At 54.1% G+C, this 17,556-nt stretch carries 14 protein-coding genes; 1 reads left to right on the top strand and 13 read right to left on the bottom strand.

Annotation, left to right across the window (positions count from 1 at the left end; genetic code table 11):
- Positions 1–137 precede the first annotated feature (137 nt).
- From sdhA to HRQ63_RS11835, 4 genes are all read right to left on the bottom strand, one after another.
- Positions 138–1,880 (bottom strand): succinate dehydrogenase flavoprotein subunit, encoded by a 1,743-nt coding sequence (gene sdhA, locus HRQ63_RS11850; protein ID WP_172243775.1) that lies wholly within the window; start codon positions 1,878–1,880, stop codon positions 138–140.
- A gap of 17 nt (positions 1,881–1,897) precedes the next feature.
- Entirely contained in the window at positions 1,898–2,569 is a 672-nt protein-coding gene (locus HRQ63_RS11845) for a succinate dehydrogenase cytochrome b558 subunit (protein ID WP_172243772.1), read from the bottom strand.
- A gap of 613 nt (positions 2,570–3,182) precedes the next feature.
- A complete protein-coding gene (locus HRQ63_RS11840; RefSeq protein ID WP_172243769.1) occupies positions 3,183–3,857 on the bottom strand; it encodes a potassium channel family protein in 675 nt (224 codons plus the stop codon).
- A 15-nt stretch (positions 3,858–3,872) separates the two neighbouring features.
- Positions 3,873–5,213, bottom strand: a complete 1,341-nt coding sequence (locus HRQ63_RS11835) for a TrkH family potassium uptake protein (RefSeq protein ID WP_172243766.1) — start codon at positions 5,211–5,213, stop codon at positions 3,873–3,875.
- Positions 5,214–5,427: 214 nt separating this feature from the next.
- On the opposite strand from HRQ63_RS11835, the gene HRQ63_RS11830 reads away from it, so the two are divergent.
- A complete protein-coding gene (locus HRQ63_RS11830) occupies positions 5,428–7,374 on the top strand; it encodes a type II CAAX endopeptidase family protein (protein ID WP_172243763.1) in 1,947 nt (648 codons plus the stop codon).
- A 354-nt stretch (positions 7,375–7,728) separates the two neighbouring features.
- Here HRQ63_RS11830 and HRQ63_RS11825 read toward each other — a convergent pair whose 3' ends face one another.
- From HRQ63_RS11825 to uvrC, 9 genes are all read right to left on the bottom strand, one after another.
- On the bottom strand, positions 7,729–8,184 hold the full coding sequence (locus HRQ63_RS11825) for a hypothetical protein (protein WP_172243760.1): 456 nt from the start codon (positions 8,182–8,184) through the stop codon (positions 7,729–7,731).
- A gap of 115 nt (positions 8,185–8,299) precedes the next feature.
- Positions 8,300–8,698 (bottom strand): monovalent cation/H(+) antiporter subunit G, encoded by a 399-nt coding sequence (gene mnhG, locus HRQ63_RS11820; protein ID WP_172243757.1) that lies wholly within the window; start codon positions 8,696–8,698, stop codon positions 8,300–8,302.
- Positions 8,682–8,966: a Na(+)/H(+) antiporter subunit F1 gene (locus HRQ63_RS11815; protein WP_037291151.1), complete on the bottom strand. Its 285-nt coding sequence runs from the start codon at positions 8,964–8,966 to the stop codon at positions 8,682–8,684. Before HRQ63_RS11815 ends, mnhG begins: the two co-directional genes overlap by 17 nt.
- Complete coding sequence (locus HRQ63_RS11810; RefSeq protein ID WP_037291152.1) at positions 8,963–9,442, bottom strand: Na+/H+ antiporter subunit E; 480 nt, start codon at positions 9,440–9,442, stop codon at positions 8,963–8,965. Before HRQ63_RS11810 ends, HRQ63_RS11815 begins: the two co-directional genes overlap by 4 nt.
- Positions 9,443–9,448: 6 nt before the next feature.
- Positions 9,449–10,987 carry a Na+/H+ antiporter subunit D gene (locus HRQ63_RS11805; protein ID WP_172243754.1) on the bottom strand — a complete coding sequence of 513 codons (1,539 nt, stop codon included), beginning with the start codon at positions 10,985–10,987 and terminating at the stop codon, positions 9,449–9,451.
- Complete coding sequence (locus HRQ63_RS11800) at positions 10,984–11,331, bottom strand: Na(+)/H(+) antiporter subunit C (protein ID WP_172243751.1); 348 nt, start codon at positions 11,329–11,331, stop codon at positions 10,984–10,986. Before HRQ63_RS11800 ends, HRQ63_RS11805 begins: the two co-directional genes overlap by 4 nt.
- A gap of 1 nt (position 11,332) precedes the next feature.
- Entirely contained in the window at positions 11,333–14,197 is a 2,865-nt protein-coding gene (locus HRQ63_RS11795; RefSeq protein ID WP_172243748.1) for a Na+/H+ antiporter subunit A, read from the bottom strand.
- 34 nt (positions 14,198–14,231) lie between these two features.
- Positions 14,232–14,888, bottom strand: coding sequence for an adenine nucleotide alpha hydrolase family protein (locus tag HRQ63_RS11790; protein ID WP_172243745.1), 657 nt, complete (start codon positions 14,886–14,888; stop codon positions 14,232–14,234).
- A 291-nt stretch (positions 14,889–15,179) separates the two neighbouring features.
- Positions 15,180–17,276 carry an excinuclease ABC subunit UvrC gene (gene uvrC / locus HRQ63_RS11785; protein WP_172243742.1) on the bottom strand — a complete coding sequence of 699 codons (2,097 nt, stop codon included), beginning with the start codon at positions 17,274–17,276 and terminating at the stop codon, positions 15,180–15,182.
- Positions 17,277–17,556 lie beyond the last annotated feature (280 nt).

Raw genomic sequence — 17,556 nt, 5'->3', positions numbered from 1 at the left:
ACGATAGTGTTCGCCTTTGAAATCGGGAAGCAACCTCATAAAACTTCGATCAGCTTCCCGATTTCAACACGCGACCGGAACGAATTTCTCCCGCAGCACAGTTCTTAAGCTTCTCTCCCGAACAGGACTTTCAACCCTCAATCTTTCGAATAGTCGCGAACGCGAGGCGGGATCAGCGAGACGTCGACAGGATCATAAGTGATCTTCGGACCGTCCGCCGTCCATTCGGCTTTCGTGGTCTTCAGGAAGTCCTCGTCGTTGCGCATCGGGAAGTCCGGCTTGTAGTGGGCGCCGCGGCTTTCGTCGCGTAGGAGAGCGCCTTTGGTCATCGCTTCGGACAGCTCAAGCATGTTCCAGAACTGGCGCGTGAACGCGACGCTGGAGTTGTTCCATTTGGCCGTGTCGATCATGTTGATCTTTTTGTAGCGCTGCTTCAGTTCCTTGATCTTGCCGATCGTCTGCTCCAGCTTGTCGTTGTAACGAACGACCGTCATATTGTCGGTCATCCACTCGCCGAGTTCGCGGTGCAGCACATAAGCGTTTTCCGTGCCGTCCATGCCCATCAGTTCGTTGTAGCGGGCCGTATGCTTGGCCGTCTCGCGTTCGAAGAGCGTGCTGGACAGATCGGCTGCGGATTTTTTGAGGCCTTTGATGTACTCGACCGCTTTCGGTCCGGCCACCATGCCGCCGTAGATCGCGGAAACGAGCGAGTTCGCGCCGAGGCGGTTCGCGCCGTGGTATTGATATTCGCATTCGCCGGCTGCGAACAAACCGGGGATATTCGTCATTTGGTTATAGTCGACCCACATGCCGCCCATCGAATAATGGACTGCCGGGAAGATTTTCATCGGAATCTTGCGCGGATCGTCGCCCATGAACTTCTCGTAAATCTCGATGATGCCGCCGAGTTTGACGTCGAGTTCTTTCGGGTCTTTATGCGAGAGATCCAGGTAAACCATGTTCTCGCCGTTAATGCCGAGTTTCTGGTCGACGCAGACGTTGAAGATTTCCCGGGTCGCGATATCGCGCGGTACGAGGTTGCCGTACGACGGATATTTCTCTTCCAGGAAGTACCAAGGCTTACCGTCTTTGTACGTCCAGATCCGGCCGCCTTCGCCGCGTGCCGATTCGGACATCAGCCGCAGTTTGTCGTCGCCCGGAATCGCCGTCGGGTGAATCTGAATGAATTCGCCGTTCGCGTAATGAACGCCCTGCTGGTACACGGCGCTGGCCGCGGTACCGGTGTTGATGACCGAGTTGGTCGTTTTGCCGAAAATGATGCCGGGTCCGCCCGTCGCCAGGATGACCGCGTCGGCTACGAACGTCTTGATTTCCATCGTCTTCAGATCCTGCGAGCTGACGCCGCGGCAGACACCTTCGTCGTCCAGTACCGCGCCAAGGAATTCCCAGTTCTCGTATTTGGTCACGAGACCCGCAGCTTCGTAACGGCGGACTTGTTCGTCAAGCGCGTACAAGAGCTGCTGCCCCGTGGTCGCGCCCGCGAATGCCGTGCGGTGGAACTTGGTGCCGCCGAAGCGGCGGAAGTCGAGCAGGCCTTCCGGCGTACGGTTGAACATGACGCCCATCCGGTCCATCAAGTGGATAATGCCGGGAGCGGCTTCGCACATGGCTTTGACCGGAGGCTGATTGGCGAGGAAGTCTCCGCCGTAAACCGTGTCGTCGAAGTGAATCCAAGGCGAATCGCCTTCGCCTTTCGTATTAACCGCTCCGTTGATGCCGCCTTGCGCGCACACGGAGTGCGAACGTTTAACGGGAACCAGGGAGAATAACTGTACAGGAACGCCGGCTTCGGCTGCTTTGACGGTCGCCATAAGGCCCGCGAGCCCGCCGCCGACGATAATAAGTCCGGATTTTGCCATGTCTGCTTAAGTCCCCCTTAACCAATCAGTGTTTGGAGTGTCGTGGTAATGACGCTGGCCGTATCGGCGAATTCTTCGCCGCGGAATGCAAACAGCGACAGCATGAACAGAGTCGTCACGATCAGGAACAGACCCATGCAGGCGTAGGAAGAAATACGCTGAGCCCGAGGCCCGACAGTGATTCCCCAACTGACGAGGAACGCCCATACGCCATTGGCGAAGTGGAACGTCGTCGCGATAACGCCGACCAGGAAGAAGATGAAAAATCCTGGCTGCGTGACTATGTTATGCATGAAGCCGCCGAGTTCGTCGTGAGTGGTATTGCCCAACGTGATCTGAAAACGTGTCGTGTACACGTGCCAGATGATGAAGACGAAAGCGATCACGCCGCTCACCCGCTGCAATACGAAACGCCAGTTGCGCTCCGTCTTGAAGTGTCCCAGGTTAGGCTGCGCCTGATACGCGATATAAAGTCCGTACACGCCGTGAAAGAGCAGCGGAAGCCAGATCGCGAACAGTTCAAGGAAGAAAACAAGTGGTAGATCGTTGAGTGTGCGCACCGCGTCGCGGAAGCCTTCCTGCCCGCCATCAAAAGCCGCGTAGTTCGTGATCGCGTGCTCGATGAGGAATAAGCTGAGCGGAACAAGCCCCAGTAACGAGTGCACCTTTCTGGCGTAGTAACCTTTCATCTGCCGAACCGTCCCCTTTCATCATTCGACATTCCGCTGCCCGTCGGAATCAAGTCCTTCATGCCGCAAAAATGTCCGTTTTAGAACGTTTTCATAAATCCCATAACGAAATTTTCCGCTTTGCCGGCCCGCATGCAGAAGCCTGCAAAAAAGCCGGGGGTATGAACCCTTTACAATTTTGTGAACAAAGCAGCTTCTCTTTTATGTTACTCCAAAATTTCAGAGAATGGAACCGATATGGCGACTTTTTGAAAACAAAAAATTCCTGCATAGTATATGTAAGCGTGCATAAAGGTTAACTTATCAACAACCATTTAAACGGGCTTGACTGCTTTGAATCGAGTGCTGAAGCGCATTGCAGCAGTGTTCATGCCTTTATTCACAAGGAAACGCTTCCAAAATTAGTGTGTTCACCAAATCGACACTTTTTTCAAAAAAGCCCCTCGCTTGCCTGCTTATTTTTGCTTGCTTGCGCTGGCCGGAATTTGAGCCGTTTCATTCGCATTCAATCTTTTTCAAAATGATAAAAAAGAAGACGGGGAGATCGCGCCAGGTCCGCAACTTCAATGGGTTCCGAAGTTTGCGGACGCCTGCCGGTTTCCCCGCCGCCTGCTTAAGATTCTTCCACGTTCACCACTTCGCGTTCAAACTGTTCGATCCGATCATTCGGACCGGCGATCACCATAATATCCCCTTGGTGCATCTGATCCAGCGCCGTCGGCGCAATCGTCACGCCCGCTTCCGTCCGCAAGGCGACGATGGTGCAGCCGAAACGCGTGCGCGAATTCAGGTCGGCAATCGTACGCGAGTTGAGACAGCTCGGCACAAGCATCTCCACGATCGAATAATCATCCGACAGCTTGATATAATCCAACAGGTTCGGAGTCACAAGCTGATGCGCCACCCGGATGCCCATGTCGCGTTCGGGGAAAATCACTTGGTCGACGCCGATCTTTTCCAACGCCCGACCGTGCAGCACCGTAATCGCTTTGGCAACCACTTTTTTCACGCCCAGCTCTTTAAGCAGGATCGCGGCCAGGATGCTGGTCTGCATATTTTCGCCGATGGCCACGATTCCGCAGTCGAAGTTCCGGATGCCGAGCGAACGCAGCATTTCCTCGTCCGTAGCGTCGGCGACCGACGCGTACGTGAAACGGTCTCCCACCTCTTCCACGACTTCCTCGCTGCGATCGACGCCCATGACCTCGTAACCGAGCTCGATCAGTTCCATGCCCAGGCTCATGCCGAAACGCCCTAAACCGACTACCACGAATTGTTGTGTACCCACTATACATGCACCGCCTTAACCAATAATGATCTTGCCTTCGGGATACCGGAATTTCTCCGTGCTTTTCTTCGGTTTAAGCGCGTAGACGAGCGTCAACAGACCGACCCGTCCGGCGAACATGGTCAGCGCGATCATCACTTTGCCGAACGTCGACAGCTCGGGCGTAAGTCCAAGCGAAAGCCCGACCGTACCGAACGCGGAAGTCGTTTCGAACAGAATCACGATAAAATCGTGGTCTTCGGTAGCTGACAGTATCATCGACACCGCAATAACCAAAGCAAGCGCCAGCAAAATGATCGTCAGCGCTTTAAGAATACGTTCGCGCGCCAATCTTTGACGGAAAAAGACGACATCTTCCCGGCCGCGCATCATCGCGATCATCGCGCCGATCGTAACCGCGAACGTCGTCGTTTTGATGCCGCCGCCCGTCGATCCCGGCGAAGCGCCGATAAACATCAAAATCAGCAGCATGAACTGCGTCGAATGATGCAAAGCGGTCAGATCGACCGAGTTGATGCCCGCGGTTCGCGGCGTGACGGATTGAAGCATCGCGCTCCAAAACTTTCCGTTCCAACCGAAGCGCCCCAACGTGCCGGTATTGCTCCACTCGAAGATCAAAATCACGACGAATCCGAGCAAAATCAGAAACCCCGTCGTGGCCAGAACTACTTTCGAGTGCATCGACAACTTTTTTTTACTCCGGAAATCGGCCAAATCAGACAATACGATAAAACCCAAACCGCCGAGTACGATCAGCGCCATAGCCGTCAGATTCATGATCGGGTCATCCGCATAATCCGTCAAACTGCGAAAATCCCCGAAAATATCGAAGCCTGCATTGTTGAAAAAGGAAACAGAATGAAAAATCCCGTAATACAGCGCCCGGCCGAACGGCATATCAAAGGCCAAGCGCGCAGCGAACAATAACGCTCCGGCTGCTTCGATCGCTAACGAGTAATACAACACGCGGCGGATCAGCCTGACAATCCCTTCAACCGACCCTTGGTTCATTGCTTCTTGCAGCAGCAGACGGTCGCGCAGCGAAATCCGCCGCTGAAAAACGAGCGCGAACAAGGTCGCCATCGTCATGAACCCGAGTCCGCCGATCTGAATCAAAACCAGAATGACCACTTGACCGAATGTGCTAAAAAACGTGCCTGTGTCCACAACCACAAGTCCCGTCACGCATACTGCCGAAGTTGCCGTAAAAAAAGCATCGATCAACGGCAACGGCCGCCCCGTCGTATTGGAAATCGGCAGCATCAGTAACAGCGTGCCGATCAACACCATAACCGCATAACCCATAGCCAAAATCTGCGGCGGAGCGAATCTCATTTTGGGAACCGCCATGGCCATATTGTGCGCGTCTCCCCTTTCTCTCGCAAGTACCATGTCAACACTGCTTGGCAAAGTACTATTTCATATCGTTCTATTATATCCGCACCCCCTCGGCAACCACAATAACGATTTGAGTCGGCAAACGCCCGCAATTCATGCGCTTTGTGGTATCGGACTTTCGGAATATGGTATTTTAGAAAGAGGAATACCAAATCCGGCAAGGAGGACAATCATGACTGACCCGCAACAACGCATTTTGAACGTCAATTATAAGAAACTCGGCCTGGTCGCAGCGATCGCCTTGGTCATCTATTTCCTTTTCAATTTCACGACGCTGTTCCAAAGCAATATGACGCAGCAGGAGCCTTATTCTTTGATCAGCGAGGAACAAGCCCAAACCATCGCGGCCGACTTTGCTTCCTCGAAGCTGGCGATCGACGATCCGCTCGGCGACGCTTCCGTCAGCTATCATAGCGATTCGGATCTATACGGCTATTTGTCGCGCGAAGGCTTGGTAGCCGAGTACGATGATACATACGTAAACAACTTCCCTTATGAAATGTTCCGCGTCGTCTATCATTATGAAGCAAACGGCGACCCCCGAACGCTATCTGTCGACGTCGGCGGGCAAACGGGCAAAGTCGTTGCTTTTAACAGCCTGCCTTCTTCTTACGCCGCGCAGCTGACCGAAGCCGATATTCCGCCGGGTACGCTGGAAGATCAGACGCTGCTGCAAGAAGACAAAGAGCAGCTCGCTCAGTCTCTTATACAGGAATTGGGATTGGATACTTTTGAACTGGAGCGTTTATCCACGGATAACGAAAACGGTCTGCGCTACACATCCTCTTCTGCCAAGATCGGCGAGAGTGCTCTGAACGTCAACGTCACTTTCGAAGGCGACGAGGTCGCTTCGATCCGTTCGAGCTTCAGCCCTCCGTCTTCGTACACCGGCTATATCGACGAACAAACGGGCTGGGCGAATATCATGACCTACGGCGGCTATATGCTGCTGACGTTCGTACTCGGCGTGTTGGCGATCGTCTACGCTTTCGTGCTGAAAAAATACGCTTCGTTTACGCGCGGTATTTTTCTGTCACTCTTCTACTATGTCGTTTCGGTCTTCTCCGTATGGAACATGCGTCCTTTCTTCGAAGGCAGCAGTTACTCGGATGTTATCTTCATTGTTACGATTGTTTTGCAGATCATCATGGGCTTCTTCATGGCGGCTTCCCTGTACTTCTGCTTCGTGGCCGGCGACGCCATGTGGCGCAGCCAGGGCAAAAACATGTGGGCGAGACGCGGCGAACCAAACTACGGACGCCATGTCTGGGAATCGCTCAAGACCGGTTATCTGTGGGCGATCATTTTGCTTGCCGTACAGGCCGTCATCTTCTTTATCCTGGAGCATGCGCTCGGCGTCTTCTCGACCACCGACGATTCGCAGTCCACATACAACATGATGTACCCGTGGCTGTTCCCGATTCTCGCCTGGATGGCCGGGATTTCCGAGGAAGCCATCTATCGCCTGTTCGGTATCCCGATGGTCAAGAAAATCGTGCGCAGCACCATCGCGGCCAGCGTGATCACTTCCCTGATCTGGGCGCTCGGCCATACGCTGTATCCGATCTACCCGGTCATCACGCGGCCGATCGAGCTGCTGTTCCTGGGCCTGCTGTTCAGCTTTATCTTCCTGCGTTACGGCTACATTACGGCGATGTTCGCGCACGTCGTGTTCGACAGCATCCTCATGGGACTCAGCCTGATCTTCATGGGCACGCCTACGTATATCGCGGTCGGAATCGTGTCGATCGTGATGCCGGCGATCGTCGCGTTTGTCATTTATCTGATATACGGAAAAGACAAGACGCGACCGGATGACGGAGGAAACGGCACTCGCAGCGAGGAGATTACGCAAAATCCGCGTTCCGTTTCGCCGGAAACCACTCCCGAAAAGCCTATTGTTGGGGAGCCGCATATCGAGAAGCCTCCGGTCGTACAACCGCCGCCTTCGGCCCCGCTTGCTCCGAAACCGAAGGCAGAGTCGTATCCTGAATCGGACGCGCAGAACCGAACCCCGGCCGAGGAGCGCGCTCCGGGAAGCGGCTTGTTCCGAGAATCGGACCTGTCGAATCCGCCGCTCCCGGGAGATCGACGCGAAGACGATAAACCCCGCGAATAGACGATCGCGTCCGACAAACGTCAGGATCGACTTGTCGCGCATCAGATAACGGCAAAAAAGACTTAAAAAGACTGAAACCCTGTTCGCGGGGCTTCAGTCTTTTTTTATGGATTGGACGAATCGGCAGGATAGATCGGTATCGTGCATGTCGGCCCAAGTCTACACTACGCGTTACAACGGAACGCCATCAAGCGTAACGGACCGAGACGACCCTTAGCCTTAGCGTTAAAAATCAAGCAGTCCGCATTTTAACGGCTAAGCGTCGCTACCATTCGTTACAGCAAAACAACGCAAAAAAGGCATGTAACGGATAGGAGATCCGTTACGTGCCTTTTTGCTTTTGCGATCTCCGATTTACTCTCCGATCATTCGGCGCGTTCGTGCTCCGATCAGTGTCATCCAAAACGCATACACCAGCACATTCCCCGCAAAAGGCAGCGTGGCAAGCAAGGGAAGATGCGTCCGAAATCCTACGGCAGCAGCACCGATTAATCCTGCCGCTGCGCAAATCAACGCATATCCCCTGCGATGCGACACCAATTCTTTAGGCAACGGAAGCCGATATTTTTTGGATGCGATAAACGGCAGCAGCAGCCCGTGCAGAACCAAATGAATAACGATCGCAAGACCGCCGAGAAGCACGACCGCCACGAAAGCTCCAAAACCCGTTTCAAGCGACTCTGTATGATACTCCGGCTCTAACCACCGCCAGAAATCCAACACCAGTCCGAACCAACTGAGTATGATGCTGACCGCGACCGAAGCCAGCAGCAACGGCGCGTATGACCGGTCTTTATGTTCGTTTCGCAATTCGATTCCCCCTGTCCCTTATCCCATAAACGCTAGAAAAGGAATGAAGGTTAGGGGCAGCCTCAAACAAAACGATCAAAGGCTGTTGCTCACTTGCAGGAAAGCATGACTTGCTCTAAGGCTTTCGGGGCGGTTCCGGCTGCTGTACGGACTTCGGCGCCGTCGCGCCTTTTTTCTCCAATACCTCTTTAAAATCGTCCCGAACGCTGCCTTTCCACAGCTTCACGCCGGAACGATAAGCCGCGCGGCCGTTCAGATGCCCCGCTACCGGAGAAGTCAGGAACACGAACACGATCGCCAGCAGCAGCTTGATATTGACGTCCCCGTCAACGACCCAAAAGTAAACAAAAGCGCCGACGAGAACGAACAGCACGCCTAATGCCGCGCTTTTGGTAGCGGCGTGCGAGCGCAGGTACACGTCCGGCAAACGAATCAATCCGAAAGCGCTGATCGCGCAAAACACCGCACCGGCCAAAGCCAATACGATCGCGATCCACTCAACGATCGTCGCCATCTTCGATCACGCTCCCTCTTTCGATATATCTCGCCATGACCGTCGTGCCGATAAACGTCAGAATCCCAATGACGAGAATGATCTCCGTCAGCGCCTGCGTATCGAGCAGCATGCAAAATACCGCGATCATGGCGAGCAGATTGATCCCGATCGTATCCAGCGCCGCGATCCGGTCGGAACGGCTCGGACCGACGATCAGCCGATACGCGCAGCCGAGAACCGCGAGTGCCAAAACGGCGAGCGCGATGCTTAAAAATACGGTGGTCATGAACGGGTCACCTCCATAATCGCTTTTTCGAACGTTGCGCGAATCTTATCGGACATTTCGCCGACATCGGAAATATCGAGCGCATGGATGTACAATGTCCGGTTATCGTCCGATACTTCGAGCGTCAACGTTCCCGGCGTCAGACAGATCAGACAAGACAGAATGGTCACTTCCCAATCCGAGCTTAATTCCGTCCGATATTCGAAGATCCCCGGATGCATATCCAGCTTCGGCCGCAAAATATGACCCATGACCTCAAAGCTGGAAACGAGCAGTTCGCGAAGCAGCAGGATGACCAGCTTAAGCACCGCCCATACCTTCGTCATGTAAAAAGGTTCCGGACGGAACTTGCGCACGACATATAGGACCCCGATTCCCAATACATAGCCGACAATAAAACCGGAGGCCGACCAATTGCCGTTCAGCGCCATCCACACCAATGCGATCATCAGGTTCAGCAAAATTTGAAAAGGCATATTGATCTACTCTCCTTTCAGCACGGCTTCAATGTAAAGGATCGGATTCGCCAACGTTTCGCCCGCTTGCGAAGCGAAAGCATAGACGCCGTTGCTTGCCAGGCCGATACCGATCACGAACAAGAGCAGCACGACGGCCGAGACGTTCGCCAACGCTGCACCGGAAGTGCTTTTCATGTTAGCCGCTTTGCTTGTCTTTTTGCTTTTTTGCCGCCGAACCGCTTCGTCTTCCTGCTGCACTTCCGGTTCCGTTCCCCAGAAGGCTTCCCGGAAAATTTTAACCAACGAGTACAGCGTCAATAGACTGGAAGCGAGAGCGACCAGAGACAGCGCCAGCATCCCTTCTTCGAGGCCGCCGCGCACGATCAACACCTTGCCCGCAAAGCCGCTCAACGGCGGAATTCCGGTCAAAGCCAGCGCCAAAATAAAGAACATCCAGCCAAGACCCGGACGGCGACGGATCAATCCGCCCATCCCGTCGAGCCGATCCGTTTTGGCGGCCGCAATCAGCATGCCGCCGAGGACGAACAGCAAACCTTTGGATAAAATATCGTGCAGCATGTAGAATACGACGCCGTCCAACGCATCGCGGGTCGATGCCGACAAGCCGAACGCCACGAATCCGACGCCGATCAGCACATTATAGTTCAAAATGCGCGGAATATCGCGATAAGCGACGGCACCGATTCCGCCCAAAATCATCGTTGCCGCAGCCATGCCCGCGATCCAGCCGTGCGTGAACGAAGGATCACCGGGGAAGATCAGCGTAAACGTGCGGACGATCGCGTATAAACCGACTTTGGTCAGCAGCGCCCCGAATGAGGCGCGTACAGCGAACGGCGGCGCTCCGTAGGCTCCAGGCAGCCAGAAGAACAGAAACAGGCCGGCCTTGAGCGAAAAAACGATCAGGAACAGGACGGCGATCACATTCAATACGCCGCCTTGTCCCGCTTCCGTGATCCGCTGCGACAAATGCGCCATATTCAGCGTGCCGACGGCTGCGTACAGATACGCGACCGAAGCGACGAACAGCGTGGACGACAAAATATTGACGAGCAAGTACTTCGGCGCTTCGCGAAGCTGTTTTTTATCTCCGCCCAAAGTAATCAGTGCATAAGACGAAATCAGCATGACTTCGAAAAATACGAACAGGTTAAAGATATCTCCCGTCATGAACGAACCGTATACCCCGACGAGCAGGAAATGGAAGAACGTATAGTAGTAATGCTCTTCCCTCTCGCGGCCGATGCTCGCAAACGAATAGATCAGCACCGCAAGTCCCGTGATCGAGGCCGCCAGAACAAGCAAAGCCGCGAACATATCAGCCACGAATACGATGCCGTAAGGCGGCTCCCAGCCGCCGAGCTGCAGCGTCTGAATCCCTTCGGATCGAACCCGAAGCACGACGGCGCCCGCAATCAGAACGTTGGCGATACCGCCGACCAAACCGACTACGCGCTGCAGAACGACTTTTTTACGGAAAAACATTAAAAATACCGCGATGACCATAGGCAAAAGAACCGGCAGCACAAGCAAATTGTTCAAGAGTCCGCCTCCTTGCCTTCAGCGTCCATACCGTCGATTTCATCCGTTCCTCTGGTCTGGTAAGCCCGGTAAGCGAGAACGAAAAATAAAGCGGTCACGCCAAAACTGATCACGATCGACGTCAAAATCAAGGCTTGCGGCAGGGGATCGACATACGACTCGCTTCCGCTGCCGAGAATCGGCGCCGCACCTCGCTTCAGGCCGGCCATCGTCAGCAGCAGCAGATGGACGCCGTGCGTCAAGAGCGAGGTGCCCAAGATAACGCGCAGTAAGCTTTTGGTCAAAATCAGGTAGACGCCGATCATGAATAAAGCGCCGATCGCTACCGCCATGATCCATTCCATCTCAGTCCTCCCCCTTTATCGTGAAAATAATATTCATGACGACGCCGACGACGGCCAAGTACACGCCGAGGTCGAACAGCACCGCCGTAGCCAGCTCCGTATCGCCCAGAATCGGCAGTTCGAAATGGCCGAAAGCATGGCTGAGAAACGGAGCGCCGAAAACGAACGAACCGGCTGCCGTTAAAATCGCGATACTCAAACCGATGGCCGTCAAGATTCGATAATCGATGCGAATGACGCGGCGCACCGTATCCATGCCGAACGAGACTGCCAGCAAAATCAATGCCGCCGCCGTCATGAGCGCCGCGATGAACCCTCCGCCCGGATTGTTATGCCCGGCGAAGAACAGATAAAGCGAAAATGAAATGATGATCAGCACGATTACCCGCGACATGGTGCGCAAGATGACGTCGTTGGAACGAAGCGGGAAACTTGCGTGCGGCTGTGAAGCTGGCTTTGTCGACTTCGCGCCTTGTTCCGGGGTCGTGCGAACGCCAAGCTTGATCAATCCGTAAATGCCGAGCGAAGCGATGCCCAGCACCATGATTTCGAACAATGTATCAAAGCCCCGGAAGTCGACAAGTATAACGTTGACGACGTTTTTGCCGCCTGCCGATTCGTAGCTTTCGTTCAAGAAGTAATTCGAGATCGGTTCGAACGGGCTGCTGCCCATCGAAGCCATCGCGACAAGCGTCACGGTAATCCCGACGCCTGCGGCTACAAGCAGATTCGTCCATTTGAAAACGTGCTTCTCCTTCTCTCGTTTCAGCTTAGGCAAGAATTTGAAGCAGAGCAGGAACAAAATAACGGATACCGTCTCCACGATCATCTGCGTCAATGCAAGATCCGGCGCGCGGAAGATCAGGAACAACGCCGTCACCATGTATCCGGCCGCGCCGGTGAACAAAATGGCGTTAACGCGCGATTTCGCAAACGGTACGGCTGCCGCCGCGCCCAACATGACAACTACCAGCGCAACTTCATAAAACGTGATCGGTGCGTAGTTTTCCATTCCGAGCGAAATACCGGGCGAGAAAATTAACGTTCCGCCGACCGCCGCGATCAGGAATAGGAAAATATAAATCAAATAAAGGCGAACCGAGCCGGTCATGTATAAATCCGTAAAACGCCGACCGCCGTTTTCCAGCACGTTCAGCAGACCGTTATACAGCCGATTCAGCGTGTCACGACCGCTCCATTCGCGATCCAGCATCTTCAATCGGCCATACGTCATATACAGTGCCGAACCGAGCAGGACAACTCCGATCGTCATCCATAATTCCGTCGTCCAACCATGCCAGAAATGAATCGATACATGCGCATCCGCCGGGCTCAAGACACCTCCGCGAACAGCCGCGACCGCCGGATCGATCAAAGTACGGCCCAGCGCGTTCGGAATGAATGCGAATACGAAAGCCAGAGAAACGAGCAATACAGGCGAAGCCAGCAATCCCGCCGAGGCTTCGTGCGGAAGCTTGTCGAGCTTATTATTCATGGCCTTGCCGCCGAACGTCTTGAATACCAAAATCATGCTGTAGACGAACGTGAATACGCTGGCGATCCAGGCTATAATCGGAAGCAGCAGCATCCATGAGCCGACATTTGCCGCGTCGAATTCCCGAATATTCACCATCGCGGTAAAGAACATTTCTTTGCTCAAAAATCCGCTGAACGGAGGCAGACCCGCCATCGAAAACGAACCGATCAAGGCAACCGCGAACGTGACAGGCATCAGCTTGATCAAGCCGCCCAATCTGCGAAGATCGCGAGTTCCCGTTTCATGGTCAACGATACCCACGACCATAAACAGCGAGCCTTTGAATACGGCGTGGTTGATCAGATGGAACACTGCCGCCGTCGTCGCGAGCCCGAACAACGCAATCTGCGCCGGGTCATCGAAAAACGCGGCCGCCGAACCTACGCCGAGCAAGCTCATGATCAGACCGAGCTGACTGATCGTGGAATAAGCGAGCAGTGCTTTGAGATCCGTTTGACGGATGGCTTTAAACGACCCGTAAAGCAGCGTAACCAATCCGACGAGCGATACCGTCCAGAACCATGCGGAATCTCCGGCGAATACCGGGCTCATCCGAGCAACCAGATACAGGCCGGCCTTCACCATCGTGGCCGAATGCAGATAGGCGCTGACGGGCGTCGGCGCTTCCATCGCGTCGGGCAGCCAGATATGGAACGGGAACTGGGCCGATTTGGTGAACGCGCCGAGCAGAACCAAGATCATCGCCGGCAGGAACAGCGAATGCTCCGGGAGAGAAGCAGCCTGCGCCGCAATCTCGCGGATACTGTACGTGCCGGTCATCAGATACAGCAGATTGAAACCGGCAAACATCGCAAGGCCGCCGAATACGGTAATCAACATTGATTTCAAAGCGCCGTAACGGGAACGCTCCCGGCGGTACCAGAAGGCAATCAACAGGAACGACGCGATGCTTGTCAGTTCCCAGAACGCATACAGCACCATCAGGTTATCGGAAAGCACGACGCCCAGCATAGCACCCATGAACATCAATAGGTAAAGATAGAACTGACGGATGGATTCCGAATTTTTGCCCATGTAAAACATCGAATACCACACGACAAGCGTGCCGATGCCCGTGATCAGCAGGGCGAACAGCAAACTCCAGCCATCCAACACGAGCGACAGATCAATGCCGAGATCCGGCATCCACGGCACGGTCGTAAATAGACTTTCGCCGGCCGCCGATTGCGGAATACGGCTCAGAAAATAAATGAATAAAGCCCCAGGCGCGGGCAGTACAGCCCAACCGGGATGAATACGTGGCAATACGCGCATAAGCGGAATCAGAGCCGCCCACAGAAACGGAATCAGAATAGCAATATGCAGCACGTGTAAGCGCCCCTCCTTTCCAATCCAGAATCGATCATTTTTTGATCCATTCCCCTTGTACGATTTTCAAATATTCGGCCTGCCCGTTTTTCACGATCTTGAACAGGCCGCTATCGAAGTCGGTATCCAATTCCCGGAAAAACAAGCCTTTGATGGCGCCGTCCATGTTTTCGCCCGCGTCTTCATCGTAATCTCCTGCCAGAACGTACTTCCCGCCTTCCGGTACTAACGAAGCGTAAAATCCTTTTTCGTGCGTTTCTTCCAGCAGTTCCGGATAGCGCTGGACCGCCACGATATGCAAATCGATCGCGCCTATTCGGTCCAGCAGATCGTCCACGAAGTCGCCGTGCGTAATCTCATGCCAGAACGACTGGCTTGCACGACCGATAATGATCTGGGTTACGCCTGCTTCCTTCGCCGCATCGGCAATAATGTCAGCCGTTTTTTGCCCGCTGCCGCATTTTCGAACGAGAAAGTCGCCGCCGGATTCTTCGGTTTGCTTGCGCCAACCGGATAAGTATTTTTCTTTTTCGGAACTGTACGTTTCCTGGCGCGCAGGTTCGACTGTCATGACTCTCAGCGGCGCGCCGAGCAGCGACGCCAATCGACTTCCCCGCTGAATCAGCCGCTGGCCGTGCGGGCCGTAATGCACGCAGACCAAAATGCTTTCCTGATGTCTCTCTTTTTCCAAACCCGATCCCTCCGTTTATCTAAAAGTAGGCATGAAAAATGCGGAATTCACGTTCAGCATCAAGCCGAACACGATTTGAACTCCGCAGTCAAACCCTTAAAAAAACACAGAAAGAGCCCGCTGTTGGCAGGCTCCTCCGGGTAAATCATATACAGTTATGCCCTATTATATCGGGAGCATTCAAGAAAGTAAAGGCTGCAATATACCGAAAAACTACGTTCAATCCGCTTCGTTTCAGTGCGCATGAACGGTAAATAATGAGTCTTGTTTGATTTTCCGAAAATCAATTTGTTAAGCTTCGTCTTTCAACGCATCGAGAATCTGGCGCGCCAACTTGTCTCCGATCGACAGCGGGCGGAAATCCTCGACCGAAGCTTCGCGGATTTTTTTGAGCGATCCGAAATGCTTGAGCAGCGTTTGGCGGCGCTTCTCGCCGATGCCCGGAATCGAATCGAGCTTCGACGTCACCATAGACTTGGCGCGCTGTTCGCGGTGGAACGAAATCGCGAAGCGGTGAACTTCGTCCTGGATGCGCTGAAGCAGATAGAATTCTTCGCTATCCCGCGCCAACGGCACAACTTCGGGCGGATCACCGCTCATCAGCTGCGCCGTCCGGTGCTTGGAGTCTTTGACCAGGCCGGCAACGGGAACGCTGAGGCCCAATTCGTTTTCCAGCACGTCGATCGCGACGGAAATTTGGCCTTTGCCGCCGTCGACCAGGACCAGGTCCGGCATCGGCAGATTTTCTTTGAGCACGCGCTCGTAGCGGCGGCGAATGACCTCGCGCATCGTGGCGTAATCGTCCGCGCCTTTAACCGTACGGACTTTGTATTTGCGGTACTCCTGCTTGGCCGGCTTGCCGTCGAGGAAGACGACCATCGCGGATACCGGGTTCGTGCCCTGGATATTCGAGTTGTCGAACGCCTCCACGCGGTGCAGACTGTCGAAGCCCAAGGCATGGCCAAGACGATCTGCCGCACCGCTGGTGCGTTCTTCGTTCCGCTCGATCAAGCGGAACTTCTCTTCCAGCGAGACGCGCGCATTTTCGCTGGCCATCTCGACCATTTTGCGCTTCGAGCCGCGCTTTGGCACCAGAGCCTTTACGTTCAGCCATTGCTGGAGCGCAGCGGCGCCGTTCAAATCGCCTGATCCGGAAGCGCCGGATTCGGACGCGTTTTCCGCTCCTTTATTCGAATCTGCCGCGTATTCCGTCGCTGATTCCGCGACCAGCGGCATTTCCGCGGTCGCTTCGCCGTAGCGGGTTTCTTGCTGCGAATTCGACCCCTGCTCGCTTTGCGCTTCATCATCGCCGTCGTCTCCGTCCGCGTCGGCGGCTTCGTTCGCAGCCATGATATCGGCGCGCGAAGCGGCTTGCTGCGACCGCACTTCGCCTTCGATTGCGACTGCGGCACCTTCTTCATTCGCCGGAAGCAAAATCTCCTGCGGCAATGCAGGATTATCGCTGTAGTACTGCGTCACGTAAGACAGGAAATCCGCGTAGGCTTCGCCGTAAAACGGAAAGCTCGACGCATGGCGCTCGATCATTTTGCCTTGGCGGATGTACAGGATCTGCACGCACATCCAGCCTTTGTCGACCGAATAGCCGAATACGTCGCGGTCTTTTTTATCCGTGGCGTTGATCTTCTGCTTTTCCATGACCGCTTCGATATTCAGAATCTGGTCACGCAATTCTTTGGCGCGCTCGAAGTACAGGTCTTCGGCGGCTTCTTCCATTTTCCGGCGCAGTTCCTTTTTGATTTCTTCGTGGCTGCCGCCGAGAAAACGGGCGATTTCGTCGCGAATTCCGTCGTACTGCTCTTTTTCGATGTCTTTGACGCACGGCGCCAGGCATTGGCCCATATGGTAATATAAGCAGACTTCTTTCGGCATGACGCCGCATTTGCGCAGCGGGTACATGCGGTCGAGCAGCTTTTTGGTTTGCTGGGCGGCGTAAGCGTTCGGATAAGGGCCGAAATAGCGCGCTTTGTCTTTCAGCACCCGCCGCGTGACTTCCAGCTTCGGGTGCTTTTCATTGGTGATTTTAATATAAGGAAACGTCTTGTCGTCCTTGAGCAGCACGTTATATCGCGGTTGGTGCAGCTTGATCAGGTTGCACTCCAGGATCAGCGCTTCCATGTTGCTCGACGTGACGATGTATTCGAAGTCGCGAATATCGATAACGAGCCGCTGCGTTTTGCCTTCGTGACTGCCCGTAAAGTAAGAACGCACGCGGTTTTTCAAAATCTTGGCCTTGCCGACGTAAATGATGGTGCCTTCTCTATTTTTCATCAGGTAACAGCCCGGAAGTTCCGGCAGCAGCGCCAGTTTATCCCGAATATGCGCCAATGCTTTTTCTTGTTCCTGAATGGTTTCGAGGTGCGTATCCAATCTGTGTTCGACCTCCCTGTTTGCTTCGATGTCTGACTTTCTCTGGGTGAGTGGTTGTCGATCAAGTTACGTGGGAGCGGGAAGTGCGAGAAGACTGCGAGAGAAATTGCCAGCATAGGCTTCCGAAGTGCATTTCTTCGAAATGCTTCAGGTCGCGTGTTGAAATCAGGAAGCTGATCGAAGTTTTATAAGGTTGCTTCCCGATTTCAAAGGCGAACGCTATCGCTCCTACACTGAATTTCTCTCTCCGTCTTCTCGCTTCCAGTCACGTTTAACTTTC

Origin of the sequence: Saccharibacillus endophyticus (genome assembly GCF_013185185.1) — a bacterium.
Taxonomy (GTDB): domain Bacteria; phylum Bacillota; class Bacilli; order Paenibacillales; family Paenibacillaceae; genus Saccharibacillus; species Saccharibacillus endophyticus.
This window is presented reverse-complemented; position numbering and strand designations above follow the sequence as displayed.